Source organism: Hydrocarboniphaga sp. (assembly GCF_028291725.1).
In the GTDB taxonomy this organism is placed as follows: domain Bacteria; phylum Pseudomonadota; class Gammaproteobacteria; order Nevskiales; family Nevskiaceae; genus Hydrocarboniphaga.
Genome location: NZ_JAQGNT010000046.1, coordinates 1 through 24,122 on the forward strand (window position 1 = coordinate 1; position 24,122 = coordinate 24,122).

Consider the following 24,122-nt stretch of genomic DNA (forward strand, 5'->3'; position numbering starts at 1 on the left):
CTAGTCCGATGGGAGACCCCCCGGCTCTGCCGGGGAGGCAGTAGACGTTCGACGTATCGGGCGGTCCATCAATGAAACTCCGGAGCGTGAGCCGCCAAGCAAACGCAGAGGAGTTTCATCAATGGACCAAGCAGAGACGCTAAGTCACACGAAGTGGGAGTGCAAATACCATGTTGTTTTCATACCGAAGTGTCGCAGGAAGACGCTGTACGTGGGTTTGAGAGAGCACTTGGGAGAGGTATTCCGGCGGCTGGCGGAGCAGAAGGAAAGCCGGATTGAGGAAGGTCATCTGATGCCGGATCACGTGCACATGATGATCGCGATACCGCCGAAATATGCGGTATCGCAGGTGGTGGGGTACATCAAAGGGAAGAGCGCGATTCATCTGGCCCGGGTGTACGGGGAGCGGAAGCGGAATTTTGTAGGGCAGCACTTCTGGGCGCGAGGCTATTTCGTATCGACGGTGGGGCGAGACGAGGCGGTGATACGCGCGTACATCCGCAACCAAGAACAGGAGGACCAGCGAATAGACCAACTGAGCTTGTTACGCTGATGGGCCACCTTGTGGTGGCCCGACCCAAGCGGGGCCGCGTTAGCGACCCCGCATAGCCGCTTTGAGCGGCTCACAACCTAAAACCCCCGGCTTTGCCGGGGGATACTTATTGCGGCTACCATCTCACGATGGCGGTCGATGATAGCGACGACCCTTTCCTCCGGCGGCTGCTTGTCACCGAAGTGCCAATCCCGATGCACGGCCAATTTTTTGAGCGCCCAACGCCGGCGACCGATGGTCGAGGAGGTGTCGGACTTTTCCGGCTGGGAGAGGGAAAAGACAAAGTTGCTGGGCCGCTGGACATCACGCCATTCACGTGTTTTCAGAGCGTTCGGACTTGACGTAGCCGAGGCATACCAAGTAGCCGAGCGAGAACCGAAAAACGATGCGAGACCGCGCGATCCGGCCACGTTTGTTGTGTCACGGCGGAACGCTTCCAGTTGGCATGCCGTGGCGACACCGGGTCCCATCAACTGGACCTCATCGCATATCCACAGGCAATCGTTGTTCAGCAGACCGAAATGCATGGGCCAGCGGGGTCGGCGCATGGCGTAACCGCGGTTGAGCGCACGGGAAAGAAGCATGTCCTGCGTGCCGATGAGAATTGCGGGCTTCTCAGGGTGGATGTCCCATTCCCTGGTCTCGGAGGTGCTTTCCTCGCCGCCCATCAGAATGACCGGCGAGTGCTCGGCCAGCCAGCGTAAGTCGGCGAGCGCCTCGGGCCGGAGATCAAGCTCCGCCGCAGAGTTGAGCAGGTTCGTTGACCATGCGGCAACGCGTTCACGGGTTTGCTCTACCAGAGTTCGCATCGGCACGCAGTAAACCAGCCGCGTCGGCCAGTCCAGCTTGTTCAGGACAACGCGGTTCCAAAGCCAAGCCAGGATCAAGCCTTCTGTCTTGCCGCAACCGGTGGGTATGTCGATCAGGCGAGATTCGCATGCGACTCCACTTGTCAGAGTTTCCGGTTTTTGGGGGGCGGCAGTCTCGCCGCAAGCCAGCCGGCACTGCCAGGCCATCGGATCGAATCCGTTCTGGCTGTGATCCGTGCAAGTCGCTCCTCTAAAAACAGTGCCGTAGTTCATATCACTCTCAGAGTGACGATCGGGTTGGTGTCGCCGTGGAGTTTGACCATTTGATTGCGCGTGACTACTTTAACCCCACTGCGGCCACCAGACCGGAAGCAAGTCATGTTCTTCAACGTCTGCGAACTCAAACCCCATCTGTCCGAATATCTGCGTTCGGTGAGGCAGGTCGAATCTATAGATGCCGCTTTCCATGGCCGGGTGATAGGGCATCTCGTGCCGCTGCCGGCATGGGCGGAATCCGCGATCGGCACGCTACGCTGGCGGCCCTGGTTCAAGTGAGCAAGCCCTCTTCTACAAAACCCTCGGAATCCCTCACTGACTGGAAGCGACTCCGCTCCATGAAAGATGAGGACATCGACCTCAGCGATAGCCCACCGATTGATCCCGCCGCTTTCGCTCGCGGTATCGTGCGCCAGGGGTTGAGGCCGCCGCGTGCCGGCAAGGGCCAGATCACCTTGCGCATTGATCGTGACGTGCTGGCTTGGTTTCGTGCCTCGGGGCCAGGGTTCCAGAGCCGGATCATTGCGTTGCTGCGTGCATACGTGGAGGCCCACAAGGGGCCGGGAAAGAAGGGCTGAGAAAGGCTGGTGTGTACCGATGAACTGCGAGCAAGCCATGTCCGTCACCGTCCGAGAACTCAAAGCCCATCTGTCCGAATACCTGCGCCGCGTCGAGCGCGGTGAGACGTTGATGGTGACCTTAGGTGGGCGCGTGGTGGCCCTGTTGGTGCCGCCGCCTGCGGTGGGTGAATCGCTCCGGGAGCGGTTGGCGCGGCAGTCATGGTTTCGAGCGGCTCCCAGTCCGGGGCCGGTGGGGCTCGACCCGCCGGAGACGCTGGACGACTCGCTGCCGAGCCTGTCCGATATTGTGAGGCAGCAACGCCGATCGTGACACCGGCGGCGCATTGTGGGGACGCTATTGTGTTGGATCATTGGGCGGCCTCGGTTTTTTCGAGCCGGTCCCGCCAAACTTCTGTAAGCGGCGCCCAATTGTTCCGGTCCGCGCTACGCAACGCATGCAGATAGCGTGCTCTTGGTTCGCCTTCGTCCGGCGTGGGATCAATGTCCGGCAGTGCAAGCTTGAATGTCAGCAGATCGAGAAAGACCCGCGTAGTCCGACCGTTGAAGTCGGCGAACGGGTGAATGCTGAGGAGGCGGCCTTCGGCGAAGGCGAGCGCTTCCAGCCACAGCTCGCGCGGCTCGGGGCTGAGCGCCGCGATCCGTGTCTGCAGGTCAAGCTCGTAGTCGCGCATCCGCTGTGGCACATGGGCATATGCGGGCGGCTCGTGGCGGCCGATCTGTACGTTCTGCAGACGCCACCGTCCGGCGATGTCGGGCGCGACGTCGGCGCAGATACGGCGGTGCAGTTCGCGGAGCAGATCGCCGTCGAGTGCGCGATTATCGAACTGGCCGTCGGCAATCGAATGTTGTAGCAGTGCGACTCGGGCGCCGATCCGGAGGGTCGCTCTGTCGGGCTCGATCGGTGACGAGTCATCCGCCGGAGTCCGTCGCAGTCGGTCGACTTCGGACTCCAATTGCCTGCGGTCGATGGGCTCGTTCTCGAAGGCCATGCTCCTCAGAACCTTGTCCATCACCCGAGCTTGTCGAATGCCTTGTTGCTGGGGCGGCGAGCGCTGCCGCCATTCATGAATAGCTTGAATCCAGTTCACATGGCTCTTTTGTTCTCGTCGGGTGGCTTTGTGCCACATCGCTGGTCCCGTCAATTGCTATCCCAATGAGCCTAACGCCGAGCAGATTCAAAGGCTGGACCTAAAATTGATCGCGGGTGCAGGCGGGGCGCTTTTCTCATCCGGCAGTTCATTGTTCGCCGGCGAAGGCGCATATCGGCCGAGCGCGCGTTGCAGCCGCGCGATCACGTTCTGCCTGAGCATTGCCGGCTCCAGCACTTCCACGTCCGCGCCATGGCGCAGGATGTCCATCGCCAGTTCGTCGGCGCGGTGGTAGGGCAGGCGGCGGACGAGGTGGCCGGTTTCGTCGGTGGTGTCCTGTTGCTGCGGATGCCAGGTTTCCGCCGCGATCCAGCGCGCCGCTTCGGGCGAGAAGCGCAGCACGGCGGTGGCGGTGGGTTCTCCGGCGAAGATGCCGTAGCTGGTCGTCAGCGTTTGATTCAGCTGGTCCGCGGGCACTTCCTGTGCGGGTTCATCGCGTAGCTCGGCGGCGATGACGCGGTCGAGCGCGAAGATGCGCAGATCGTTTCGTGTGTGGCACCAGGCGTCGAGATACCAGTTGTCGCGGTACAGCGTCAGCCGCTGCGGCGAGACGATGCGCGGTGCCATGCGGTCGTCGCTGCGCGCGTGATAGTCGATGCGCAGGCGGCTGCGGCGTGACATCGCGTCGGCGACGATGCTGAACTGCGTGCCGACGGAGCGCGCTGCCATGCGCAGCAGGCGCACGCGGAAGCGCCAGTCCGGCACGCCGACACCGCTTTGCTCCAGCAGTTTCCGCAGTCGTTTGCCGGCCGGGGCCAGCGCCTCGGACAGCAGCCCCAGCGGTTGCTGGGCGGTGGCCTCTTCGAGTACCAGCAGCGCGGACAATTCCTCTGCCGAGAACCATAGGCCGGGCAATTCGTACAGGGCGTCGCCGTCGTAGCGGAAGCCGCCACGTGAGGGCTCGTGCACCACCGGCGCGTGCAACGGCCCGTCACGCAAAAAGTTGATCGTCCGGCGCAGCGTCGATCGCGTCCAGCCGAGATTGCTCTGCAGATCGTCGAAGCTGATGCCGTTCTTTCGTCCTGCCAGCTCGCGATGCAGCTTGAAGACGCGCTCGAACTTGTCCAGTGTGTCCAAAGCGCTCCCCCGGAGTGGCATGGGTGTCGAGTGTAGCCCTCGCTTGCCGCCTGGCACCGGCACTCTGTGACCCAGGTCCGGCTCACGATGTTGGCTTTTGGTGGATGAGGACTGCCTGCTGATCCAGCGCCGGTAGTCGCTCGGTTAAAGCCGCCGGGCTCAGGCCTGCCGGATCGCGTAGGCGCTAGTGTGCCGACGCTTGGCCGAGGCTTTCGTCTGCCGCCGTTCGCCCGGCCTGTCGCTGGTCAGCGCTGCCAGCAACAGCACGATCAGCAGGCAGCCCAGCAGATCGGCAATCAGAAACCAGCCCAGTTCGTTCATCGCAAAACCCTCCTTTGATGCATGACGCCCGCGCCGGATCGCGGCGGGACGGCGCAGGCTTGCGGAGGGCTGGCCGGTTGCGTGAGTACGCATCGTAGATGCGATTCACTATCATTTGCAAATGTTGAGCATTGGCCCGCCGGGTGAATCGCGACCTTGAGGTTGATGCAAAAGCGCTGGGTCATGATCCGTCCCGCAGCGGCACTGCTTATATGGATGGCGTCGCCGTGTCGCCAGCAGTCTAAGCTAATGCTTTTAACTGGCCGGCCTTCGAGCCCATCGACTCCCAATGATCCTATTCAGTGTGTTGGCGAGCGCAGTGGCCGCGCTCGCTGCGTATGCCAGCTCGCCGAATCAGCGGCTTTGGCGCGCGGTTCCGGCGAGATCGGCGCTGCTGTCGGCGGCCGTGCTCGCGCAGTGCGCCGCGCTGTGCGGCTGGAGCCTGGCGCTGGGCCTGGCCTCCGGCATCTTCACCGCGCTGTCGGTGGCGATGCTCGTCTGGGTTCTGCTGCCGGGTCTGTCGGTGCTGCGCCGCCGTCTGCGAGCGGCGGCTTGATCTGGGGGCAGACCACGGCCGGCGTATTGCTCGGCCTGATCCTGTCGGCTGGACTCTGTGGCCTGTATGCGCTGCTGGCGCTGCCATCCTTCGACGCGGCGCTGATGACGGCGACGCTGCTGCTGATTCCGCTGTGGATCGCGATCATGACGCTGAGCTTTCGCATCCGCAGCGGGCTTCGTGCATGGGCGTCGCTGGGCCTGGCGAACCTTGCGTGCTATGGCCTGCTGTGGGCCTTGCGCGCGGCCGCTGTCGTCGTGCTGCCGGTGTGATCGCCTTCGGCGCGCGCACGCTGCGTACCTACAAGCAGGTGCATACCTGGGCCGGGCTGCTGGCCGGCTTTGCGTTGTTCATCGCGTTTTACGCCGGCGCGATCACGATGTTCTACGACGAGCTGCATCAATGGGCCGATCCCACGCTGCGTCATGTCGGCCGGCAGTCGCTGGCAGACGCTCAGCAGCTGCTCGATGACGTGGTCACGCGATATCCGAAGAGCCGCAGCAACCTGACCGTGCTGCTGCAGGGGCCGGAGACCGCGCGCAGCTACGCGTACTGGTTCGAGAGCATCGATGGTCGTTTCAGCTATCGCAATCTGTCCGTGCCGGGCGCCGCCTCGTACGACGGCGAGGCTGAAGCCCGCAGCGGCTTCCCGGATCTGGTCTACCGGCTGCATTACACACTCGGCTTGCCGACAATGTTCGGGCTCTACCTGATGGGCCTGATCTGCGTGATCTACGCTTTGGCACTGGTGTCGGGCCTGATCATCCACTTGCCGAATCTGCTGTCCGACCTGTTCGCGCTGCGCATCGGCAAGAACCTGAAGCAGCTGTGGCAGGACGTGCACAACGTCATCGGCGTGCTGTCGCTGCCGTTTCACCTGATGTACGCGTACACCGGCGCGTTGCTGTGCACCACGTTCGTGATCCTTTCCGTTTTCAATTCGCTGGTGTTCGACGGCAAGGCCGGTACCGCGATGCAGCGCGTCACCGCTTTCAGCATTCCGCGCTCGCTGAGCGGGCAGCCGGCGGCGATGCTGCCGCTGTCGGCGCTGATCGACAGCGCGGTGGCCGCCGTGCCGGCGCTGCAGCCGATGCAAGTGCGCATCGAGCGTTATGGCGACAGCAGCGCGATGGCGATGGTGCAGGGCAAGCTGCCGGGTGCTTTCATGCGCGACGTCATGGTGCTGATGGACGCGGACAGCGGCCGCATCCTGAAGCAGCGCAAGCCCGGCGAGCGCGAGCCTTACTGGTCGGCCCAGGGCGGACTCACCGCCTTCCACTACGGCCAGTACGGCGGGCCGGTTTTGAAGTTCGTGTACTGCATGCTCGGCCTGGCCGGCAGCTTCCTGTTCTACAGCGGCAACCTGCTGTGGCTGGAATCGCGGCGCAAGCGCCGCGAGCCCGGGCAGGCGCGGCATCATCGCGTGTTCGCCGGTTTCGCGGTCGGTGTGCCGCTGGGTTGCGTGCTCGGCATCGGCCTCGCGGGTGTTGCGACGCTGGCGCTGCCGGAGTCGTTGGCGCATCACGCGCTGTGGGAATCGCGTGCGTACTACGCCGGCTTTTTCGCGGCCCTGTTGTGGGCGCTCGCCCGGCCGCCGATTCGCGCGGCGATCGAACTGTCGTGGGCCTGCGCGCTGGTGATGATCGCTCTGCCGCTCATCGACGCGGTCGTCACCGGTGACCATCTGTTGCGCAGCGCGCTCCAGGGTCTGTGGCCGGTGTTCGGCGTCGATCTGATTGCGCTGCTGATCGGCCTGGCTTTTATCGCGATGGCGCGCGCCGCATCGCGCCGCGCCGCACTCGGCGATCCGAACAGCGTCTGGTCGACCCGGAAGAAACCGTCGCTGGATCCACTGTAGGAGCGGTCCTTGACCGCGATTGTGTCGGTGAGGTTTCAATCGCGGACAAGGTCCGCTCCTACAGGTCAGCGAATGGACTGGCTTACGGCGCCGGCAGCGTCGCGACCACCGTCTTGCCGTCGAGCTTGCCGGTGACCGTCGCGATCGCGCCGGGCTGTGCATCGTTCCACGTCACCTGCAGCTTGCCGCCGCTGACCGTGACCTGCGCCGACACTGCGCCGCTGCCGCGGTCCCAGTCGATCGTGCCGCTCACCGGCAGATCCGCGGTCCACTGATACGTATCCAGCGCGTAGTGATAAACCCCGCTGCCTTGCGACGCGACGCTGTAGCTGCCGCCGCGCAGGCCGACGCCGTCGCCGTCGTAGTTGACCCACCAGCGGTTCATCGCGTCGCCGACACTCTGCACGGCCGCCGCCGCCGCACGCAGCGCCTTGTCCTTGGCCTGGTTGCCGGCACCCGCCTGCGGCAAGGCCACCTGCTGATACGAGCGCGCGAACGCCGGCGTCGTGCGGATTTCCACGATGCCGGTCGAGCACGAGGTATCGCCGGGCGACAGCGTGCTGACGAAGCGCCGCACCAGCTTCGATGCGCAGTCGTCGGTATCGCCGAGCGCGGTGACATGGAAGCTGTTGGCGACGATCACCTGCTGCGAGTTCTGGAACTGCGCGGCGGCCGCGGCCCCGCTGGGCGGCGCGGTCACCGTGTCGAGTTCACCCGACAGCACCAGGGTCGGCGCTGCCGTGAACTTCACGTCGGCCGGCACCGGCACGCCCGGCAGATGCGCGGCCGAGGGCACCGGCCAGCTCAGGCACAGGTCGAGCAGGCTGTAGTCCAGCGGCATGCCGGCGAACTCCTCGATCGTGAACGGCGCATACAGATCGGGATTCGCCGCGTTCTTTTTCGCCACCGCCGCGTCGCGCTGCAGGCTGCGCTGCGCCGGCGTCGCGGTCATGTCGTAGATCTGCGGGTAGTCGCTGCAGCTGACTGCGACGTACAGGCCCGAGCTTAGAAAGCGCAGCTGCTTGTCGACCACGCGCGGGTAATAGTCGCCCTGGGTTTCGGCGAGGATACGCAGCAGCGGCGCGCTGTCACTGTTGTCCAGATACGCGCGCGCCGCGGCGTCGAGTTCGCGATAGATGATCTTGGAAAATCCGGCGGTGAACATCGCGAACGCCAGCGCGCTCGGCTCCGCGGTCACGGTGATCGTGTTGCCATTGCCATCCGGCGCGCTGCCGCTGATCGGCGCCGCGCGCAGCGAAGCCGCCAACTGGCTCAGCCGCTCCAGCGAGGAGCCCGGCAGATCGCGGCAGGCCGCTGCGCGCTCGCAGACCGTGTCGAAGGCATAGCGCACCGTTGCCGCGTTCGCCGGATACCACGGCGACAGGTGCGTGACCTGGTAGGCGCCGTCGAGCGTCAGCGAGCGCAGCCGCGTCGGATGGCGGCCGGCGAAAGTCTGGCTGAAATAGGTGCCGTAGCTGTCGCCATATAGATCGATCTTGCCGGTCTGCAGCGCATCGAGCACCGCGGCCAGATCGTCCGCGGCGAGGCCGGTGCCATACAGATCGCTGGTGTCACCGAGTGTCGCACCGCAGGCGGCGACGGCCTCCTGGGTGATCGGGTATTCGAGCTGAAGGCGGCGGCAATCGATCGGCGCCGACAGGCCGGTGCCGCGGTTGTCGACCATCAGCAGACTGCGCCGGTCCATCAGCGGCTTGAACAGCTCGAGGTAGTAGCTGCGGCTCGCGGTCGTCGAATAGCCGGGCCCGCCTTCGGCCGCGACGATCGTGCCCAGTGCCGGCTGCGTGGTGTCGCGGCGCGGGTGATATTCGAACGCGATCGGGATCGTGCCCGGCACTTCGCCGGCCGGGTCGATCGGCCGGGCGATGCTGCCGCACCAGGCCGTGCCGCCGACGCAGGGCTGCAGGGCCAGCGTGCCGACTTTCAGAGTTTGGGTCGCGGCACTGGCGGTGCCTGGGATCGACAGGGCCAGGCCCAGCAGCGCTACCGCTGTGCAGACGGATTTCATCGCGGTTTCCCCCAGAAATATCCAGCGTCGGATGCTGACAGAAGCGAGTGCAGCGGGTCTACCCCGTTGATAATGAGAAGTCTTCGCATTTAGACTACGGCCATGCAAGCCACTTCAAACAGTCCTCCGTCATCGCGGCTGTGGCCGCGCATCGTGCTGGCCGGCCCGCTCGCCTTCATCACCGCCGGCCTGATCATGGGCGGCGGCGCCTTGTGGCTGCCCGAGGGCGCTGAGCACATCGACAACCTGGTGCTGCCGATCGTGCTGTTCCCGGCGATCTGGGCGCTGGTGTTTTTCTACGCCTGTCTCGATCGGCGTATCGGCCGCGCCTATTGGGTGGTGCTGATCGCGGCGCTGGTCAACGCTGCGCTGATCGCGCGGCATCTCATTCGGAGCTGATGCGCATGGTCCGTCTCCCGCAACAGGAAGCCAGGACGCTGCTGGCGATTCACGGCTGGTCGGGCGTGCTGCTCGGTATGCTGCTCTACGCAGTGATCGTAACCGGCGTCGCCTCGGTTTTTGCCGACGAAATCGGCGACTGGTCCAGCCCGCTGGCCGAGGTGCCCGCCGAACGCTTTCCGCCGAACAGCGGCGCTGCCTTGAAAGCCTTCGCCAAGACGGTCGATCCGCAGTTCTACGAGAGCACGTTCTTTTTCCCGCGTGCCGGCGGTCGGCTGTATACCTTCTTTCATCGCCATGAACAGGACGCCGACGGCGAGCCGATCGAGCGCGGCGTGCATGCCGATCTTGATCCGGCGACAGGGCAGGTGATCGCGCGCCACGAAGGCACTGGTGAGCAGATCGAGCAACTCGATGCGCCCAACGCGCTGGCGAATTTCTTCATCGACATGCACGTGCGCCTGCACGTGCCCGATCCCTGGGGCCTGCTGCTGACCGGCATGCTGGGCCTGGCGATGATGGTCGCCGCGGTGACCGGCTTCGTGATCCATCGTCACCTGATCAAAGAGCTGTTCACGCTGCGCCGGCACCGGCAAAAGCTGCTGGCGATGCGCGATATCCACGTCGTCGCCGGCACCTGGAATCTGCCGTTCGCCTTCATCCTCGCGTTCACCGGCAGCTTCTACAGTTTCTCGGGCTCGTTCGGCATTCCGGTGATGGCGATGATCGCGTTCGGCGGCGACCAGCAGCAGGCGATCGAAGCCATCGTCGGCAATCCGCCCGCCGGCGATGCCACGCCGGCCGGGATCGGCGACATCGACGCGATGATGGCCGACGCACGCCGTCGCGCCGGGGCCGAGGTATCGTTCCTGGCGGTCGAGCACTGGGGCCGCGCCGACGCGCACATGACGCTGTTCATGATGCCCGCCGAAGGGCAGTTGATCGGCACGATCTATACCTATGACGGCGTCAGCGGCAGCTGGCTCAGCGAGAAGCCGAGTCTGGGTAAAGTGCCGTCGGCTGGCGGCACGTTGTCGGCACTGATGGCGCCGCTGCATTTCGGCAACTTCGCCGGCATCGCCTCCAAGGCGGTGTGGTTCGCGCTCGGTTTTGCCGGCGCCTATGTGACGTTCACCGGCATGCTGCTGTGGACGCAGCGCCGCATCGAGCTGCCGGCGTGGCGCCGTTTCGGCCGCGGTGTCGCCTGGGTCGGCTACGGTTTGCCGCTGTCGCTGATCGTGGTCGGCTATGCGTATTTTCCGGTGCGCGCCGCGGGCGGCGACGTCAACGGCGCGATGATGAATCTGTTCCTGGTGACGGCCGCAATCAGCGGTGTGCTCGCGATCGTATTGAGCCCGGCGTTGTTGCGAGGTGTGCTGCTCGCGACTACCGGCGTATCGCTGGCGGGCCTGCCGCTGCTGCGCTGGTGCAGCGGTGGGCCGTCGTGGCCACAGGCGCTGGCGAGCGGCCATCTCGGCGTGATCGCGATCGACGTCGCGGTGCTGCTGGCCGGCGCGCTGTGTCTGGCGGCGTTGCGCCGTCGCCGGCCCGCGCCGCGCAAGGCGCAGCCGAGTGTCGATGCCACTGCCGCCGGCGCGACGCAGGCTTGAGTACCGCGATCATCTGCGCTGTGTCGCTGGTGCCGAGCCTGCTGATGTTGGCGCTGATCGCGCTGCGCGATCCCAAACGCCTGCGCAGCCTGCCGCGCACTGCACCGGCCATGCGCCGCGCATCGGCATGGACGCCGCGGCAGCGCCGCATTGCCGTGCTCATCGCGCTATCGCCGGCACCGCTATTGATCGCAGCCGGCGCCTGGCCGGCCCTGCTGATCTGGCTCGGCGCCCTGCTCGCCGGCGGCTGGCTGTGGGTCAATTGGCTGGCGCCGCCCGGCACCTCGGTGAAATGACGGGCGCTGTGGTAGGTCGGCAATCCCTTGCCGACGTCTGCACCCGATGCGCAACCGAGGCCTCACGTCGGCAAGGGATTGCCGACCTACAGTTGGGCTTTGCCGTGCCGATAGCATTTTCGTGAGTGATGGATTTACCCCTGATTAAAGTTTTTCCAGGAGCTTCCGTTAACTCAATCAGCAGCGGCGAAGCTCCAAACCCATGGGCTAAGCGCCGAGGCATCCGGGCAGGACCTTCGACAGCCACGCCGGGAACCCACTAACTTTTAGGAGTCACAGTCATGGCACAAACCATCAACACCAACGTGGCGTCGCTCAATGCACAGCGCAACGTCAACAAGTCCCAGGCCGCTTTGAACACGGCTATGCAGCGCCTGTCTTCCGGCATGCGCATCAACAGCGCAAAGGATGACGCCGCCGGTCTTGCGATCGCGCAGCGCTTCACTTCGCAGATCAGCGGTCTCGGCCAGGCCTCGCGCAATGCCAACGATGGCATCTCGCTGGCGCAGACGGCGGAAGGCGCGCTGGTCGAAGTCACCAACAACCTGCAGCGCATTCGTGAACTGGCGGTGCAGTCGTCCAACGCCACCAACTCGCAGAGCGACCGCGACGCGCTGCAGACCGAAGTCACCAGCCTCAAGTCCGAAGTCGACCGCGTTGCCAACACCACCGCCTTCAACGGCACCAAGGTGCTCGACGGCAGCTTCACCGGCGCCGTGTTCCAGGTCGGCGCCAACGCCGGCGAAACGATCACCGTCAGCAACGTCGCCGATGCCAACCTCGCCGCTCTGAGCAGCGTCAGCACCGCCTCCACGGCTTCCACGCAGGTTGCCACTCTGGGCACCGGTGCCGCCGCTGCGGGTTCGCTGACGATCAACGGCACCGATGTCGGCGCTCTTGCCTCCGTCGGCACCGCCGCCGAGCGCGGCGCCCAGGTGGTCGAGGCGATCAACAACGTCTCCACCACGACCGGCGTCAACGCCTACGTCGACTCCACCACCAACCAGATCATGCTGACCTCGGAAGCCACGATCACCGTTGGCGGCACCGACGACGCGACGCTGACCGGTTTTGACGGCGCCACCGGCGTCACCGCCACCGCCACCAACCAGACCGGCCTGACCACGCTCGACGTGTCCAGCTACGCCGGTGCGCAGCTCGCGATCAAGCAGATCGACAGCGCGCTGGGCCAGATCAACACCTCGCGCGCCGGCCTGGGTGCGGTGCAGAACCGGTTCAGCTCGGTGGTCTCCTCGGTCGACACGACGTCGGAGAACCTGCAGGCTTCACGCAGCCGCATTCAGGACACCGACTTCGCTCAGGAAACGGCGAACCTGTCCCGCGCGCAGGTGCTGCAGCAGGCTGGCATCTCGATGCTGGCCCAGGCGAACAGCTCGGCGCAGGGCGTGCTGAAGCTGCTCCAGGGCTAAGGCCGAGGCGCGGCGGCGACGGGATCGTAGTTCGCTATCCTCTCGCCGCCGCCGCGTCGCCGACCTGGCACTGAGTAGCCGACGCCTGGCATTGCGCCATGTTGGTTAATCCCATCGCGGCCCCGACATCGACTCCCGTCGATGCCGGGGCTCGCGTCGTGGCGCCGGTCAATGCGGCGAATCGCGTCGCGGCCATCGACGACGGATCGGCGCAGAAACAGCGCCAGGAAACCGACGTCAAAAAGCCCTCGACGGCAGAGCGTAAAGCCCTGCAGGCCGCGGCCGACCAGCTCAACGAACACTACATGCTCCGCCACGCGGAGCTGCATTTTCATGTCGACGAGGAGAGCAAACGCCTCGTCGTGACCATACTGGATGCCCGCGACGGCACCCTGATCCGGCAACTCCCGAGCGAGGAGGCTCTGCGGCTCGCACGGGCCTTGCAGAACGAGAACGAAACCCCCGCTTTGCTCAAGCAGATTGCATAAAGAGAGAGCCCGCCATGGCGTCCACCAGCAGCATCACTTCTTCCGGCCTCGGTTCCGGCCTCGACGTCGACACGCTTGTCACCAAGCTGATTTCGGCCGAACGCAGCGTTCAGGACACGCGGCTGACCGCGCTGACCACCAAGACCAATACGCAGATTTCCGGGCTGGGCTCGCTGAAGTCGGCGATGGGCAGCCTGCAGACCGCGCTCAGCGCGCTGACCGCGGGCGGCGATCTGAGCAAGCGCTCGGTCACCAGCTCCAGCACCAGCATTCTGAGCGCCACGGCCGCCAAGACCGCGCATACCGGCACCACGCAGGTCGAAGTGCTGTCGCTGGCGCGCGCGCAGAAGCTGGGCTCGGCACCGTTCGGGTCGAGCACGGCGCTGGTCGGCGCCGGCGCCATGACCTTCACCGTCGGCAGCAACTCGTTCACCGTGACGGCGACCGCAACGACCACGGTGTCGCAGCTGCGCGACGCCATCAACAAGGCCAGCGACAACGTCGGCGTCAGCGCCAACCTGGTGGCCGACGATACCGGCGTGCGCATGGTGCTCACCGCCGCCAACACCGGCACCGCCAACGCAGTGACGGTCGGCACCTCGCTGACCAGCTTCACCGAATTGCAGAGCGCGACCGACGCGCAGATCAAGATCGACAACTCCTACGTGCGTACCAGCGCGTACAACCATATCGCCAACGTCACCGACGGCGTCAGCATCGACCTGGTATCGGCCGCCATCGGCACCAAGGTGACGCTGTCGGTCAGCAACGACGACAGCTCGGCGACCAGCGCCATCGGCAGTTTTGTCGACAGCTACAACACTCTGCTCAGCACCTACGCGACGCTGACTGCCTACAACTCGTCGACCCAAACCGGTGGCGCGCTGATGGGCGATACCAGCGTGCGCACGCTGATGCAGCAGATGCGCGGCATGCTCAGCAACTCAGCCGATTCGGGCGCTTTCAGCAGCTTGTCGTCGATCGGCATCGCAACCGATGTGACCGGCAAGCTGAGCCTCAACAGCGTCACGCTGGCCGACGCGCTGGTCACCGACACCGACTCGATCGCCAACCTGTTCGGAGCCACCACCGGTATCGCGACCGCGATGAACAAGCTCGTCGGCGGTTATCTCGACGCCGACGGGCCGATCGCATCCCGGCTCGACATCCTCGACAAGTCGCTGGCCAAGATCGACGACGATCGCACCGAGCTCAACACCAAGATGAGCAAGAGGGAAGAGCAGTATCGCAATCAGTTCAACGCGCTGGATTCCATCGTCAGCAAGTACAAGAACGTTGCCTCGTACCTCGATCAGATGGACAACGAGCGCTACAACCAGAAGGCCAACAGCTGATTCGCGAAAATCGAAAAAGCCTGAAAAAGCCTACAGTTTTGATCGTTTGCGCCGATGTCTAGTCATCTCCGGCGCAACCTCAAGGTTCATTGAAATGGCTCCCTCCTACGCATCGGCGGCGCGCATGCGCTACTACAGCGACACCGCTTCCGCCGCGATGGCCGACGAGGCCAGCCCGCACCGCCTGATCTCGATGCTCTACGACGGCGTGCTCGAGCGCCTGGCGACCGCGCGCTCCGCGATCGGCCGTGCCGACGTCACCACCAAGCTGCGCTCGATCAACAGCGCGATGCAGATCGTCGAACATCTGCGTGTAGTGCTCGACCACAAGGCCGGCGGCTTGCTGGCCGAGCGCCTGGATGCGCTCTACGAATACGCATTGCGCCGCATGACCCAGGCCAATGCCGCCAACGACGCCGACGCGCTGGCCGAGGTTTCGGGCCTGATCATGACCGTCAAGAGCGGTTGGGACCAGATCGCGCCGGCGCGCTGAGCGCAGTCGGCGGCGAGCCTACAATGCGCGCCACGACAGCAGAGGAGAACGCGATGTCCGACGCAAGCGCAGCCGCGCTGAGTTATCGCCTCGATGCGCCGATGCGCTGGTTGCCAGTGTCGGGCGACTTCGCACCGGCCGATCTGGAGCAGGCCGCCGAAATGAACCAGCGTGTGCTGGCTCAGATCGCGCAGTTCGAAGAACGCGGCTCGACCATCGAACACCCCACGCCGCAGGACGTCGAGATCCAGCGCCTGCACGCCAAGCTCGATCTGCTGCTGTCGGCAGTCGCCGAACTCGCGCCGCGCTTCCTCGATCGCCCACCGCGCAAGGCGCTGCGCCTGTCATGGAGCGGCCTGCGCTGGCCGCGCGACGCGGATACCGCGCCTGCCGATGCACAGGGCTGGGTGGAACTGCATCTGCACCCGATCGTGCTGCAGCCCCTGCGCTGGCCGGCGCGCATGCAGCCCGGCGACGCCACCGAGGCGGAGGCGTCTTTCCTGTCCGTCAACGAGGCGGCGCAGCTCGCGCTCGAGCGCTACGTATTCCAGCAGCATCGCCGCGCAGTGGCCGCTTCGCGCCGCGTGTAGGGCGGGTCGCGACCCCAATAGCACTACCTTAAGAAGAAAATCCCCTCTCCCGCTTGCGGGAGAGGGTGGCGCGGAGCGCCGGGTGAGGGGCTTCTTCCCGCCGGACAGCCCCTCATCCGCCCCTTCGGGGCACCTTCTCCCGGAGGGAGAAGGGACCGCAATGCTTAAGGTAGTGCCATTGGGGTCATGACCCGCCCGGATATGTTCGCTATAGTTGACTTAATGTAATTTAAAACATACATTGCGCTCATGCCGCTTTTCGGCGATTCCAAGAGCAAGCCATGTCGTTCCGCGAGAAAGCCGCCTGGATGTGCCTGTTGGACACGGTATTCGTCTGGGGCGCTTACTTCGTCTACGTTTTTCATCTGATTGTCGACCGCCTTTACGAGTCAACGGGCACGCTCCCGGTGTTCATCGGCGCGGTGGCCTTGAGCGTGCTGGTCAACGGCTTCTACGCAATGCTGGTGCGTGCAAAGACGCGGCAGGAGCCCAAGGACGAGCGCGATCTGGCGATCGAGGCCAAGTCCTTCCGCTATGCCTACCATCTGCTGCTGATTTCGCTGGCAGTGGTGATCTTCACGCCGATGTTCTGGTGGAAGGACTCACTGGTGCTGGGGCTGAAAACCGAGTTGCTGCTGCTGTGCTTCTGCCTGGCCGAGGCGACCAAGTTTGCAACCCGCGTGGTCGGCTACCGGCTCGGCAGCTAGCTGATGGCCACGGCGAAAACCCCGGTCATCAGCAACCAGATCCGGCGCCTGCGCTTCGAGTGCGGCGAGCTGACGCAGCAGCAGCTCGCCGACCAGGCGGGCGTGACGCGCCAGACCATCATCGCGCTGGAAGGCGACAAGTACGCGCCGTCGCTGGAACTCGCCTTCCGCATCGCGGCCGCGTTCGGCAAGCCGCTGGAAGCAGTCTTCCAGTACCGCAAACCGTAGGGCGGGTCGTGACCCGCCGCTTTTGTCGCGAGCACTAGCTGCTATGCTTTTCGCACTACAAAACAACGCTGGCCGAACACTTGGTGTCGCGTCTCGACACTAGCTTCGCGCCACGAGCATGATCCGAGCCTTGGTCAAAAAAATCATCGACAAGAAAAAACCCGTTGCGGCGCCGCTTGCCGCCGCGCCGCCTGCGCGTGCGCGGCGCAAGCCCGTCAGCAAGAAAAAGGACTGGTTCGAGATCCCCGGCGGATACTTCGGCGAAGAGGGCGTGATCCGCATTCTCGAGCCCTCCGACACCGATCTCGCCGACCTGCTCGAGAGCTTCCGCGACAAGACCTACGCCAGGCCCTTCGTCGTCGACGACGGCGAGACGCGGCGCCTGCACTTCGACCTGCGCTACGTGCAGAGCGCGATGACGATCAAGCAGCCGGACGCGCTGATCTTCGCCTACACGCAGAGCATGGCCGCCTTCCTGCTGTTCCAGCCCAGCCCCCGCCACGTCGTCGTCGTCGGGCTCGGCGGCGGTTCGTTGAGCAAGTTCTGCTATCGGCAACTGCCGCGCGCGCGGGTGACCACGCTGGAGATCGACGAGCACGTGATCGCGCTCGGCGAGCTGTTTGCGCTGCCGCCGCCGGACCGGCGCATGCGCGTGCTCCAGGCCGACGCGATCGACTACTTCGCCACCACCGACGATACCGCCGACGTGGTGCTGATCGACGCCTGCGACGCCAAGGGCATCGCGCCCTCGTTCTGCAAGCCGGCTTTCTATCGCGGCCTGCGCCAGCACCTGAGCCCGCAGGGCGTGGTCGTGATCAACCTGATCGGCATCGAAGATCGCGCCGACGACATGCAGCGCCTCGTGTCACTGGCCTTCGACGGCCACTGCATCAGCCTGAAAGTGAAAGGCGGCAACCAGCTGCTGTTCGCGTTCAACGATCCGGATTTCGATCCCGACTGGAACGCCATCAAGACCCGCGCCGAGATCCTCGAATCACGTACCGATATCGAGTTCGTGTCACTGGCGCGCCGGCTGAAACGCAGTGCGCGCAGAGACGTGCTGGCTTAGACCAACGGCGCCGCGATGCTGGCGACGTAACAGGCTTGCAGCGCCCGAGCCACCGTAGGTCGGCAATCCCTTGCGGACGCCTGCCCTATTCCGTGTCCTTGTTTGAAAAGTATCTCGACACAGGGGACGCTCATAGCGCTTTTCGATAGACCAGGAAACCAGACTTGTCGGCAAGCTTGTCGTAGACCCGCATTGCCACCCGATTGGTTTCATGCGTCTGCCAGTAGACACGTGGCGAGCCAGCGGCGCGCGCGCGTTCATACACCGCGTTGATCAGCGCCCCACCAACGCCCTTGTCTCGCGCCTCCTCAACGGTAAACAGGTCCTGCAAATAGCAGATCGGGGCGATGGAGGTGGTACTGAGGTGATAAAGAAAGTGCACCAGGCCAAGCAGCCTGCCAGAGCTCTCTGCGACCATCGCATGCACCGGCTCGTGGGCATCGAAGAACCGAGACCAGGTCGTCTGAGTCACATCCGCCGGCAGCGCCGTACTGCCGACGCGGCCATAGAAAGCGTTATAGCCATTCCAGAGTGGCTCCCAGAGCGGGAAGTCTTCTGTTGCAACGGGGCGAATCGTGACGGGATCTTTCAAGGGCCGTTCTCGTTACGTGGGTGCTTGAGCTTCGAAGAAATCGCCCGATGTGCGACCTGTTCAGGGGCGGAGCACCTAAAGCTTCGCTTTCTTCGAAGGTTTCGACTTGCCGGAACTGTTGAGGGCGACGGCCTGGAGAACGAGCGCCTTGAAGGCCGGCCCGTCCACTTCTTCTCCGTCGTGGATGTCGATCGCACGGCGCAGGTTTCCGTCCAGGCTCGAGTTGAAGAGACCGGCCGGATCTTTCAGAGCCGCGCCCTTGGCGAAGGTAAGCTTCACGACCTTCTTGTAGGACTCGCCGGTGCAGATGATGCCGTCATGCGACCAAACCGGAGTGCCCATCCACTTCCACTCCTCGACCACGTCGGGGTCCGCATCCTGGATGAGCCTGCGCATTCTGCCGAGGGTCTCCCCGCGCCAGTCCCCAAGTTCGGCGATCCTTTTCGAGATCAACTCCGATGCCGGCTGATCCTGACTCGCGTCCGACTTCTTCATGTTGTCCTCCTGGAAGATCCAGATGTAAGACTTCAAAACGACGCCACATGACGCCAGCTTAATTGGAAAGCCGACCTTTGCTTTCTCATCTTCGCTCATTATCTTTTCAGGTCCAACGAGCTGACCGGCGGCCCGTTTACAGGCCGCCGGTTGAGCGCCGGGTTAGAGCGCTACCGCAAAGAGATAGATGACTGCGCTGGCTGACGCGAGGAGGGTGCATGTTGGAATGGCCCAAATACCGAGTACGACTCGTGAACTGCTTCGACGCTGCAGCCAGATTAAGCATGCCAGAACCGAAGAAGGAATTACTCCATAAATACTGATGAAAACCCAGCCTTGCATTGGCTCTGATCTATGCGGCTGGTTGAGCGGGCTCTGCCAATACACGATTGGTAACTCGATAAGAAAGAACATAAACGGCAGGCAGATGACGAAAGCAGCCCAGCTCAATATCCGCAGTTGTTTTACCCTAACGCGAGCTAAGCCGCGGCCCTGCCGCCGAGTGCTCTCTCCACAAGAGCAAAAGCCGGGAGGTAGGGACGGTGCAGTGATGAAATGGCTCCCACCGCGCACATTTTTGCGGCAGTCTGATGATTCCAATCTCGGGAGAGCGGTCATGATGAAAGACGTTACAACCATCGCGGTTGATTTGGCAAAGGATGTTTTCCAGGTGGCCTATGGTGACGGGAAAGGCCGGGTTCTCTCTCGGCAGCGCATCGCCAGCCGTCGGGCTTTTGCCTTGCAGATGGGGCAGTGGCGCGATGTGGTGGTGGTGATGGAATCCTGCGCCACAGCGCACTACTGGGGACGCGAATGCCAGCGGATGGGCCTGAAGGTGCGATTGCTGCCGGCCCAGCATGTGGGTGCGTATCGTCGGCGGAACAAAACCGATGCGGCAGACGCCGAGGCCTTGCTCGAAGCCAATCGCAACGCGCAGATCAAAGAGGTACCGGTCAAGAACCAAACGCAGCAACTGGTGCTAGCGGTCCACAGTCTGCGCGAAGGCTGGAAGGCGGCGCGAGTTGCAAGGATCAATGCACTGCGCGGCCATTTGCTCGGGTTTGGTCAGGTTATTCCTCTGGGCGCTGACAAGGCCATCGCGCAGGCGGCTGCATGCATTGAGAAAGTACCGGATGCCCTGCACGGTCTACTGCATCAGTTGCTCGACGAGATCGGTCAGCTCAGTCGGCGCATGGCGGATGCCGAACGACCGATCATCGCGTTGAATAAACAGAATCCCGCGGCCACCCACCTGCAGCAGATCAGCGGGATCGGCCCGCTTACCGCCAGTGCCCTGACCGCCAGCGCGGTGGATGCCCGCCATTTCAAGAACGGACGGCAGCTCGCCGCCTGGCTGGGGCTGACGCCTCTGGAGCACAGCTCTGGCAACAACCGTCATCTCGGCAGGATCAGTAAACGCGGTGACGTTTATGTCCGTATGCTGCTGGTGCACGGCGCGCGCAGCGCCCTGAGCGTCGCGCTGGCGCTTCGAAACAAGGCGCCCGACAAACTCAACCGAGTCCAGCTCCGGGCCACCCAGCTTCACGATCGCATCGGCATGCACAAGGCGATTGCCGCGGTGGCTAACAAGCTCGCCCGGATTTGCTGGGCCATGTGGACGCATGGCGATCAGTACGATGGCAACGATGCTGGTATGGCAAAAGCAGTCGCCGCGTAAATTGGCAGTATCGATTTCACCGCTGTAAACCTCGAAGACACCGCCTCACGACACACCGGTCGGACCGGCCCTGCAAACACCCCGGCAACTAGGGCGAGCCTGAAACAAAGCTCGATGGAGCGATAGAGGATGCAGGGCGCGAATTCTCATGAGGGCACCCGGGAAAGCCACACCGGAGATGCCGGATATACGAGCGCAGACGACCGGGGCTGGTGAGACTTACGACTTTTGTGTCATTCGGGGCTTGTGGGGTGAGAGCCATATACGCCTTGTTGGGCACAACTACCATAACCGCCACCATGGTTTCTTCTTCTCTGGCTCGCCGTCTGGGTAGGAAACCCTCTCGCTTTGAGGGTCATAGAACGCCAGTCCATGCTTGATTGCCAGCGACTGTATAAGTTGGCCCGCGTAGTCGGCTTTTGACCACCGACAGCACATGATGATGTGACCCGGAGAGCGATCGAAGGCAATACTCCACAGACAACCCCACATCATTGAATAGGGATCAGACTAGCAGCAAGTTCATCAGTAACGACGTGGCATTTACCTTGTTCGACTTCAACATCCGACACACTCCAGTCTTGATAGCCGTCGTGATGGACTCTAACGGTGTATGTGCCAGCCCTCTCAAACGCACCAGCTAAATAAACTGCTGCGGCATTCTGCGGTTCTACAGTTTCTTGATAAGTTCCATCTGTCAGGAAGGCTGTCGAAGAGCCGGCGATAGATTGGCGGGTGTTGGCATCCTCAACCGAAATAATGATGCCCGGTTCAAGGCTCAGCGTGCACACGACATCTTCGTTTTCATCCGAATTTTGATTGCACGCCACAATAAGCAAATACATCAACGAAAAAGGTAACGCTTTGATATTCATTTCATTGCCTCCTTCTTGGCCCAACGCCCAAGCTCACGCGCGGATTTGCCGTAGCGCAGCGGAGGCAAATACGTCGCGTGGAGCGCGTTGTTGGGCCTGAGCTTCACTGCGGAATCAGTGCTGGTGAATCTACATGAAAGCCCGCTATCTCCCATGCCTTGTCCTTGTTTTGAAGTAGAACGACATTAATGGTCGCATCGCCTTTCTCGAACTGCGCACATGCCGTATACCTAGCTGACACGGTCTTGCCTTGCTGTGGCGAAACAAAGACACTCGAATCGCCCTTGGAGCCGCAATACTTTTTCATGGGACCGAGGCTACTTAGCCAATGAAACAGTTTCTGGAACTGCTCCGGGGTTGAGCCTTGCATAAGCTGAGGGGCACTTCTAGACGTTAGCTCTGATTCCGACCAAGTGCTGACGATGGCCGGGATAGCAGCATCTACGTACTCTTTACTTGAGGCGTCGAGTCGCGTGCCCGTATATGCGGCATAGCCAATAAAACACCCTAGGATTAACAGCAGAGCGATGAAAATGATGCCAATAACTTGAAGCGCTTTCTTCATTGCGACTTTTCCTCGTGAGCCCAACGCCAGCTTAAGCCGCGGACCGGCCGCAAGGCCGGGCCGTCGGTCTTGAAGTGATGGAATGGACTCCTCCCGCTGTTTTTAGCGGCATCTGAGTGCCAAGCTGGATGTGAAGTCATCAGCTGAACCAACGGAAGGAGTCCTGACATGGAATGTACGACGGTGGCGGTGGATCTGGCAAAGGATGTGATTGAGGTGGCGGCGGCAGATCGGAGCGGGAACGTTGGATCAAGGCAGCGTTTGAGCCGCGCGGCGTTTTCTCGGTACCTGCTGAAGCTGCCGACCTGCCAGATAGTGATGGAGGCATGCAGCGGCGCGCACCACTGGGCACGGTTGGCCATGAGTCACGGCCACAAGGTCAAGTTGATGCCGGCGCAGTACGTCGGGGCTTATCGCCGACGCAACAAGACCGATCGCGCCGACTGCATGGCGATCCTCGAAGCGGCCAAGAACAACGAGATTCTGCCGGTGCCGGTCAAGCGGCCCGATCAGCAGGCGCTTCAAGCCTTGCACCGTCTGCGCAGCCAGTGGATGGCAACGCGGACGGCGCGGATCAATACGCTCCGCGGGCTGCTGCGCGAGCTGGGTGTGGTGATTCCGATGGGCGCCGCGACGGCAATCAAGCAGTTTCCCGAGGCCATCGATCATCAGAACGTGCCGCCATTTCTTCGGCCTGGCTTACAGTCGATGCTCGAAGAGATTCGCCAGCTTGAGCATCGTACCGTCCAGGCTGAGCGTGACTTGGCCGCGATGACGCGGCATGACCCGGCCGTGCAGATTTTGCAGAAGGTCAGCGGCATCGGACTGTTGACCTCGACCGCGCTGGTCGCCAGCGCCGGCGACGCCCGTCACTTTCGCAGCGGGCGGTACTTTGCATCGTGGCTCGGCCTGACACCGCGGGAGCATTCCAGCGGCAATACGCGAAGGCTCGGCGGTATCAGCAAGCGCGGTGACAGCTACGTCCGCATGCTACTGATCCACGGCGCGCGATCCGTGATGCTCCGAGCCAAGCAACAGCTTCGTAGCGGCCGCCCACTGAATCGCCTGCAGCAATGGGCAGTCGATCTTGATGGCAGAGTTGGACACAACAAGGCAGCAACCGGTTTGGCGAACAAGATCGCCCGCATCGCGTGGGCGTGCTGGATGCATGGCACCGATTTCAACGGCAATCACGCGGTGGCGTGACGCAGACTTTATTCACTTTCCAGCGGTTGCGCAGGAGAAGCAAACGATCATGGCGTAACAGGTCGGACCGGTTCGGGCCAAAGCCGATAACTATCGTGATCTTCCAAAGATCGCTGAAGCGTAGGGCTACCCGGGCGCGGATTCCATGAAGGCTCGAAGCAAGGCACCGCTTCATCAGAAGCCGAATATACGACTGCAACCGAACCTGCTTGCCTCGATCACTTCACCGCTTTACCTGCGGGCTTGTGGGAGGAGTCCATATACGATAGTTGGACCTCACGACAAATCTCCACCGAACGCAGCCACAAACTGATTGAATTCCGAAGCCACCAACCTAACTGTGTCTAGCGCCATTCCTATAGCTGGAACCATGAAGATGCCGGCCGGCTGCCCGGATATTGGGAATACAAACAGCTCGCCACCGCCACTGCTCCCTACCGCAAGATACTCTGGTGCATATATCTGCAGCTCATACTCCATTGAGAATTTGGCGACATCGCTTGCTGGCCACAGGCGAAAATAACCTGGCCTTATTCCGAGAAAACCTTCTCCGCCATCTGACGATTGGAGGAAGGCGAAATATTCTTGAGGCAGCAATGGGTACTGCTGCCGTAACATCTTCAGCGATTCTTCTGTAGCTGGTTCGTTTAGCTGATATTCCATCATGCGGTCCAACGCCCAAGCTCAGCCGCGTTTTTGCCGCGAGCTGAACTTGATGAGTCGAGCAAAAGTCGGAAGGCAAAAACGTCGGCTGGAGCGCCTAGTGTACGCCCGACATGGGCCTGAACTGATGGGGTGCGAGTCCCCTGTGGGAGTTTCGGACCTGCTGATGTTGGCGGGG

The 24,122-nt window shown here is 62.9% G+C and carries 30 protein-coding genes; 20 read left to right on the forward strand and 10 right to left on the reverse strand.

The window, feature by feature from the left end; genetic code table 11:
* The first annotated feature begins 121 nt into the window (after positions 1-121).
* Positions 122-553, forward strand: coding sequence for an IS200/IS605 family transposase (gene tnpA, locus JWQ90_RS13355; RefSeq protein WP_299694788.1), 432 nt, complete (start codon positions 122-124; stop codon positions 551-553).
* A gap of 77 nt (positions 554-630) precedes the next feature.
* Here the strand turns inward: tnpA and JWQ90_RS13360 are convergent, their stop codons facing one another.
* The gene (locus JWQ90_RS13360) at positions 631-1,635 is read right to left on the reverse strand and encodes a DEAD/DEAH box helicase (RefSeq protein ID WP_299694791.1); all 1,005 of its coding nucleotides are present in this window, start codon (positions 1,633-1,635) and stop codon (positions 631-633) included.
* Positions 1,636-1,740: 105 nt separating this feature from the next.
* Here JWQ90_RS13360 and JWQ90_RS13365 point away from each other — a divergent pair, with 105 nt between their 5' ends.
* Genes JWQ90_RS13365 through JWQ90_RS13375 form a run of 3 tightly spaced genes read left to right on the forward strand, consistent with a single transcriptional unit; the run spans position 1,741 to position 2,529 of the window.
* Positions 1,741-1,917, forward strand: coding sequence for a hypothetical protein (locus JWQ90_RS13365; RefSeq protein ID WP_299694794.1), 177 nt, complete (start codon positions 1,741-1,743; stop codon positions 1,915-1,917).
* 59 nt (positions 1,918-1,976) lie between these two features.
* Positions 1,977-2,216 carry a BrnA antitoxin family protein gene (locus JWQ90_RS13370; RefSeq protein WP_299694797.1) on the forward strand — a complete coding sequence of 80 codons (240 nt, stop codon included), beginning with the start codon at positions 1,977-1,979 and terminating at the stop codon, positions 2,214-2,216.
* A gap of 37 nt (positions 2,217-2,253) precedes the next feature.
* Positions 2,254-2,529 carry a type II toxin-antitoxin system prevent-host-death family antitoxin gene (locus JWQ90_RS13375; protein ID WP_299694800.1) on the forward strand — a complete coding sequence of 92 codons (276 nt, stop codon included), beginning with the start codon at positions 2,254-2,256 and terminating at the stop codon, positions 2,527-2,529.
* 37 nt (positions 2,530-2,566) lie between these two features.
* Here JWQ90_RS13375 and JWQ90_RS13380 read toward each other — a convergent pair whose 3' ends face one another.
* From JWQ90_RS13380 to JWQ90_RS13390, 3 genes are all read right to left on the reverse strand, one after another.
* On the reverse strand, positions 2,567-3,346 hold the full coding sequence (locus JWQ90_RS13380) for a Fic family protein (protein WP_299694831.1): 780 nt from the start codon (positions 3,344-3,346) through the stop codon (positions 2,567-2,569).
* A gap of 48 nt (positions 3,347-3,394) precedes the next feature.
* Positions 3,395-4,444, reverse strand: coding sequence for a WYL domain-containing protein (locus JWQ90_RS13385; RefSeq protein ID WP_299694834.1), 1,050 nt, complete (start codon positions 4,442-4,444; stop codon positions 3,395-3,397).
* A 159-nt stretch (positions 4,445-4,603) separates the two neighbouring features.
* Positions 4,604-4,765 carry a hypothetical protein gene (locus JWQ90_RS13390; protein ID WP_299694837.1) on the reverse strand — a complete coding sequence of 54 codons (162 nt, stop codon included), beginning with the start codon at positions 4,763-4,765 and terminating at the stop codon, positions 4,604-4,606.
* Between the two features lie 289 nt (positions 4,766-5,054).
* On the opposite strand from JWQ90_RS13390, the gene JWQ90_RS13395 reads away from it, so the two are divergent.
* The 3 genes from JWQ90_RS13395 to JWQ90_RS13405 are packed head-to-tail and all read left to right on the forward strand — an operon-like array spanning position 5,055 to position 7,179.
* Complete coding sequence (locus JWQ90_RS13395; protein ID WP_299694840.1) at positions 5,055-5,321, forward strand: hypothetical protein; 267 nt, start codon at positions 5,055-5,057, stop codon at positions 5,319-5,321.
* Complete coding sequence (locus JWQ90_RS13400) at positions 5,318-5,593, forward strand: hypothetical protein (RefSeq protein ID WP_299694843.1); 276 nt, start codon at positions 5,318-5,320, stop codon at positions 5,591-5,593. The genes JWQ90_RS13395 and JWQ90_RS13400 overlap by 4 nt, the downstream gene beginning before the upstream one ends.
* Entirely contained in the window at positions 5,590-7,179 is a 1,590-nt protein-coding gene (locus JWQ90_RS13405) for a PepSY-associated TM helix domain-containing protein (protein ID WP_299694846.1), read from the forward strand. Before JWQ90_RS13400 ends, JWQ90_RS13405 begins: the two co-directional genes overlap by 4 nt.
* Before the next feature lie 82 nt (positions 7,180-7,261).
* On the opposite strand, the gene JWQ90_RS13410 is transcribed toward JWQ90_RS13405, so the two are convergent.
* The gene (locus tag JWQ90_RS13410) at positions 7,262-9,205 is read right to left on the reverse strand and encodes an alpha/beta hydrolase (protein WP_299694849.1); all 1,944 of its coding nucleotides are present in this window, start codon (positions 9,203-9,205) and stop codon (positions 7,262-7,264) included.
* Positions 9,206-9,307: 102 nt separating this feature from the next.
* Between JWQ90_RS13410 and JWQ90_RS13415 the strand changes: the two genes are divergently transcribed.
* The 11 genes from JWQ90_RS13415 to JWQ90_RS13465 all read left to right on the forward strand — a co-directional run bounded on the left by JWQ90_RS13415 (position 9,308) and on the right by JWQ90_RS13465 (position 17,870).
* Positions 9,308-9,604: a hypothetical protein gene (locus JWQ90_RS13415; protein ID WP_299694851.1), complete on the forward strand. Its 297-nt coding sequence runs from the start codon at positions 9,308-9,310 to the stop codon at positions 9,602-9,604.
* 5 nt (positions 9,605-9,609) lie between these two features.
* Entirely contained in the window at positions 9,610-11,214 is a 1,605-nt protein-coding gene (locus JWQ90_RS13420; protein ID WP_299694854.1) for a PepSY-associated TM helix domain-containing protein, read from the forward strand.
* On the forward strand, positions 11,211-11,510 hold the full coding sequence (locus JWQ90_RS13425; protein ID WP_299694856.1) for a hypothetical protein: 300 nt from the start codon (positions 11,211-11,213) through the stop codon (positions 11,508-11,510). Before JWQ90_RS13420 ends, JWQ90_RS13425 begins: the two co-directional genes overlap by 4 nt.
* Before the next feature lie 281 nt (positions 11,511-11,791).
* Positions 11,792-12,940 (forward strand): flagellin, encoded by a 1,149-nt coding sequence (locus JWQ90_RS13430; protein ID WP_299694859.1) that lies wholly within the window; start codon positions 11,792-11,794, stop codon positions 12,938-12,940.
* 158 nt (positions 12,941-13,098) lie between these two features.
* A complete protein-coding gene (locus tag JWQ90_RS13435; protein ID WP_299694861.1) occupies positions 13,099-13,428 on the forward strand; it encodes a flagellar protein FlaG in 330 nt (109 codons plus the stop codon).
* A gap of 14 nt (positions 13,429-13,442) precedes the next feature.
* A complete protein-coding gene (gene fliD / locus JWQ90_RS13440; protein ID WP_299694864.1) occupies positions 13,443-14,783 on the forward strand; it encodes a flagellar filament capping protein FliD in 1,341 nt (446 codons plus the stop codon).
* 94 nt (positions 14,784-14,877) lie between these two features.
* Positions 14,878-15,276: a flagellar export chaperone FliS gene (fliS, locus tag JWQ90_RS13445; protein WP_299694866.1), complete on the forward strand. Its 399-nt coding sequence runs from the start codon at positions 14,878-14,880 to the stop codon at positions 15,274-15,276.
* A gap of 53 nt (positions 15,277-15,329) precedes the next feature.
* Entirely contained in the window at positions 15,330-15,866 is a 537-nt protein-coding gene (locus tag JWQ90_RS13450) for a PilZ domain-containing protein (RefSeq protein ID WP_299694869.1), read from the forward strand.
* Between the two features lie 281 nt (positions 15,867-16,147).
* Positions 16,148-16,573, forward strand: coding sequence for a hypothetical protein (locus JWQ90_RS13455; RefSeq protein WP_299694872.1), 426 nt, complete (start codon positions 16,148-16,150; stop codon positions 16,571-16,573).
* Between the two features lie 3 nt (positions 16,574-16,576).
* Positions 16,577-16,801 (forward strand): helix-turn-helix transcriptional regulator, encoded by a 225-nt coding sequence (locus JWQ90_RS13460; protein ID WP_299694874.1) that lies wholly within the window; start codon positions 16,577-16,579, stop codon positions 16,799-16,801.
* Positions 16,802-16,931: 130 nt separating this feature from the next.
* Complete coding sequence (locus JWQ90_RS13465; RefSeq protein ID WP_299694877.1) at positions 16,932-17,870, forward strand: hypothetical protein; 939 nt, start codon at positions 16,932-16,934, stop codon at positions 17,868-17,870.
* A 130-nt stretch (positions 17,871-18,000) separates the two neighbouring features.
* On the opposite strand, the gene JWQ90_RS13470 is transcribed toward JWQ90_RS13465, so the two are convergent.
* Together JWQ90_RS13470 and JWQ90_RS13475 are read right to left on the reverse strand one after the other, a co-directional pair.
* Positions 18,001-18,462, reverse strand: a complete 462-nt coding sequence (locus JWQ90_RS13470; RefSeq protein WP_299694880.1) for a GNAT family N-acetyltransferase — start codon at positions 18,460-18,462, stop codon at positions 18,001-18,003.
* A gap of 75 nt (positions 18,463-18,537) precedes the next feature.
* Positions 18,538-18,957 (reverse strand): DUF1801 domain-containing protein, encoded by a 420-nt coding sequence (locus tag JWQ90_RS13475; protein ID WP_366919508.1) that lies wholly within the window; start codon positions 18,955-18,957, stop codon positions 18,538-18,540.
* A 616-nt stretch (positions 18,958-19,573) separates the two neighbouring features.
* Here JWQ90_RS13475 and JWQ90_RS13480 point away from each other — a divergent pair.
* Positions 19,574-20,635, forward strand: a complete 1,062-nt coding sequence (locus JWQ90_RS13480) for an IS110 family transposase (RefSeq protein WP_299694886.1) — start codon at positions 19,574-19,576, stop codon at positions 20,633-20,635.
* Positions 20,636-21,126: 491 nt separating this feature from the next.
* Here JWQ90_RS13480 and JWQ90_RS13485 read toward each other — a convergent pair whose 3' ends face one another.
* Together JWQ90_RS13485 and JWQ90_RS13490 are read right to left on the reverse strand one after the other, a co-directional pair.
* Entirely contained in the window at positions 21,127-21,510 is a 384-nt protein-coding gene (locus JWQ90_RS13485) for a hypothetical protein (protein ID WP_299694889.1), read from the reverse strand.
* 103 nt (positions 21,511-21,613) lie between these two features.
* Complete coding sequence (locus tag JWQ90_RS13490) at positions 21,614-22,075, reverse strand: hypothetical protein (protein WP_299694892.1); 462 nt, start codon at positions 22,073-22,075, stop codon at positions 21,614-21,616.
* A 168-nt stretch (positions 22,076-22,243) separates the two neighbouring features.
* Here JWQ90_RS13490 and JWQ90_RS13495 point away from each other — a divergent pair, with 168 nt between their 5' ends.
* Positions 22,244-23,281, forward strand: coding sequence for an IS110 family transposase (locus tag JWQ90_RS13495; RefSeq protein WP_299694895.1), 1,038 nt, complete (start codon positions 22,244-22,246; stop codon positions 23,279-23,281).
* Positions 23,282-23,557: 276 nt separating this feature from the next.
* Here JWQ90_RS13495 and JWQ90_RS13500 read toward each other — a convergent pair whose 3' ends face one another.
* Complete coding sequence (locus JWQ90_RS13500) at positions 23,558-23,947, reverse strand: SMI1/KNR4 family protein (protein ID WP_299694898.1); 390 nt, start codon at positions 23,945-23,947, stop codon at positions 23,558-23,560.
* Positions 23,948-24,122 lie beyond the last annotated feature (175 nt).

Bases quoted from the DNA above. Each gene is read 5' to 3' on its own strand.
- JWQ90_RS13415 (WP_299694851.1), top strand. From the start codon at position 9,308: ATGCAAGCCACTTCAAACAGTCCTCCGTCATCGCGGCTGTGGCCGCGC.
- JWQ90_RS13495 (WP_299694895.1), top strand. From the start codon at position 22,244: ATGGAATGTACGACGGTGGCGGTGGATCTGGCAAAGGATGTGATTGAG.
- JWQ90_RS13420 (WP_299694854.1), top strand. From the start codon at position 9,610: ATGGTCCGTCTCCCGCAACAGGAAGCCAGGACGCTGCTGGCGATTCAC.
- JWQ90_RS13360 (WP_299694791.1), bottom strand. From the start codon at position 1,635: ATGAACTACGGCACTGTTTTTAGAGGAGCGACTTGCACGGATCACAGC.
- JWQ90_RS13370 (WP_299694797.1), top strand. From the start codon at position 1,977: ATGAAAGATGAGGACATCGACCTCAGCGATAGCCCACCGATTGATCCC.
- JWQ90_RS13380 (WP_299694831.1), bottom strand. From the start codon at position 3,346: ATGTGGCACAAAGCCACCCGACGAGAACAAAAGAGCCATGTGAACTGG.
- JWQ90_RS13455 (WP_299694872.1), top strand. From the start codon at position 16,148: ATGTCGTTCCGCGAGAAAGCCGCCTGGATGTGCCTGTTGGACACGGTA.
- JWQ90_RS13460 (WP_299694874.1), top strand. From the start codon at position 16,577: ATGGCCACGGCGAAAACCCCGGTCATCAGCAACCAGATCCGGCGCCTG.
- JWQ90_RS13365 (WP_299694794.1), top strand. From the start codon at position 1,741: ATGTTCTTCAACGTCTGCGAACTCAAACCCCATCTGTCCGAATATCTG.
- tnpA (WP_299694788.1), top strand. From the start codon at position 122: ATGGACCAAGCAGAGACGCTAAGTCACACGAAGTGGGAGTGCAAATAC.
- JWQ90_RS13410 (WP_299694849.1), bottom strand. From the start codon at position 9,205: ATGAAATCCGTCTGCACAGCGGTAGCGCTGCTGGGCCTGGCCCTGTCG.
- JWQ90_RS13450 (WP_299694869.1), top strand. From the start codon at position 15,330: ATGTCCGACGCAAGCGCAGCCGCGCTGAGTTATCGCCTCGATGCGCCG.
- JWQ90_RS13490 (WP_299694892.1), bottom strand. From the start codon at position 22,075: ATGAAGAAAGCGCTTCAAGTTATTGGCATCATTTTCATCGCTCTGCTG.
- fliD (WP_299694864.1), top strand. From the start codon at position 13,443: ATGGCGTCCACCAGCAGCATCACTTCTTCCGGCCTCGGTTCCGGCCTC.
- JWQ90_RS13430 (WP_299694859.1), top strand. From the start codon at position 11,792: ATGGCACAAACCATCAACACCAACGTGGCGTCGCTCAATGCACAGCGC.
- JWQ90_RS13475 (WP_366919508.1), bottom strand. From the start codon at position 18,957: ATGAAGAAGTCGGACGCGAGTCAGGATCAGCCGGCATCGGAGTTGATC.
- JWQ90_RS13480 (WP_299694886.1), top strand. From the start codon at position 19,574: ATGATGAAAGACGTTACAACCATCGCGGTTGATTTGGCAAAGGATGTT.
- JWQ90_RS13500 (WP_299694898.1), bottom strand. From the start codon at position 23,947: ATGATGGAATATCAGCTAAACGAACCAGCTACAGAAGAATCGCTGAAG.
- JWQ90_RS13395 (WP_299694840.1), top strand. From the start codon at position 5,055: ATGATCCTATTCAGTGTGTTGGCGAGCGCAGTGGCCGCGCTCGCTGCG.
- fliS (WP_299694866.1), top strand. From the start codon at position 14,878: ATGGCTCCCTCCTACGCATCGGCGGCGCGCATGCGCTACTACAGCGAC.
- JWQ90_RS13375 (WP_299694800.1), top strand. From the start codon at position 2,254: ATGTCCGTCACCGTCCGAGAACTCAAAGCCCATCTGTCCGAATACCTG.
- JWQ90_RS13390 (WP_299694837.1), bottom strand. From the start codon at position 4,765: ATGAACGAACTGGGCTGGTTTCTGATTGCCGATCTGCTGGGCTGCCTG.
- JWQ90_RS13485 (WP_299694889.1), bottom strand. From the start codon at position 21,510: ATGAATATCAAAGCGTTACCTTTTTCGTTGATGTATTTGCTTATTGTG.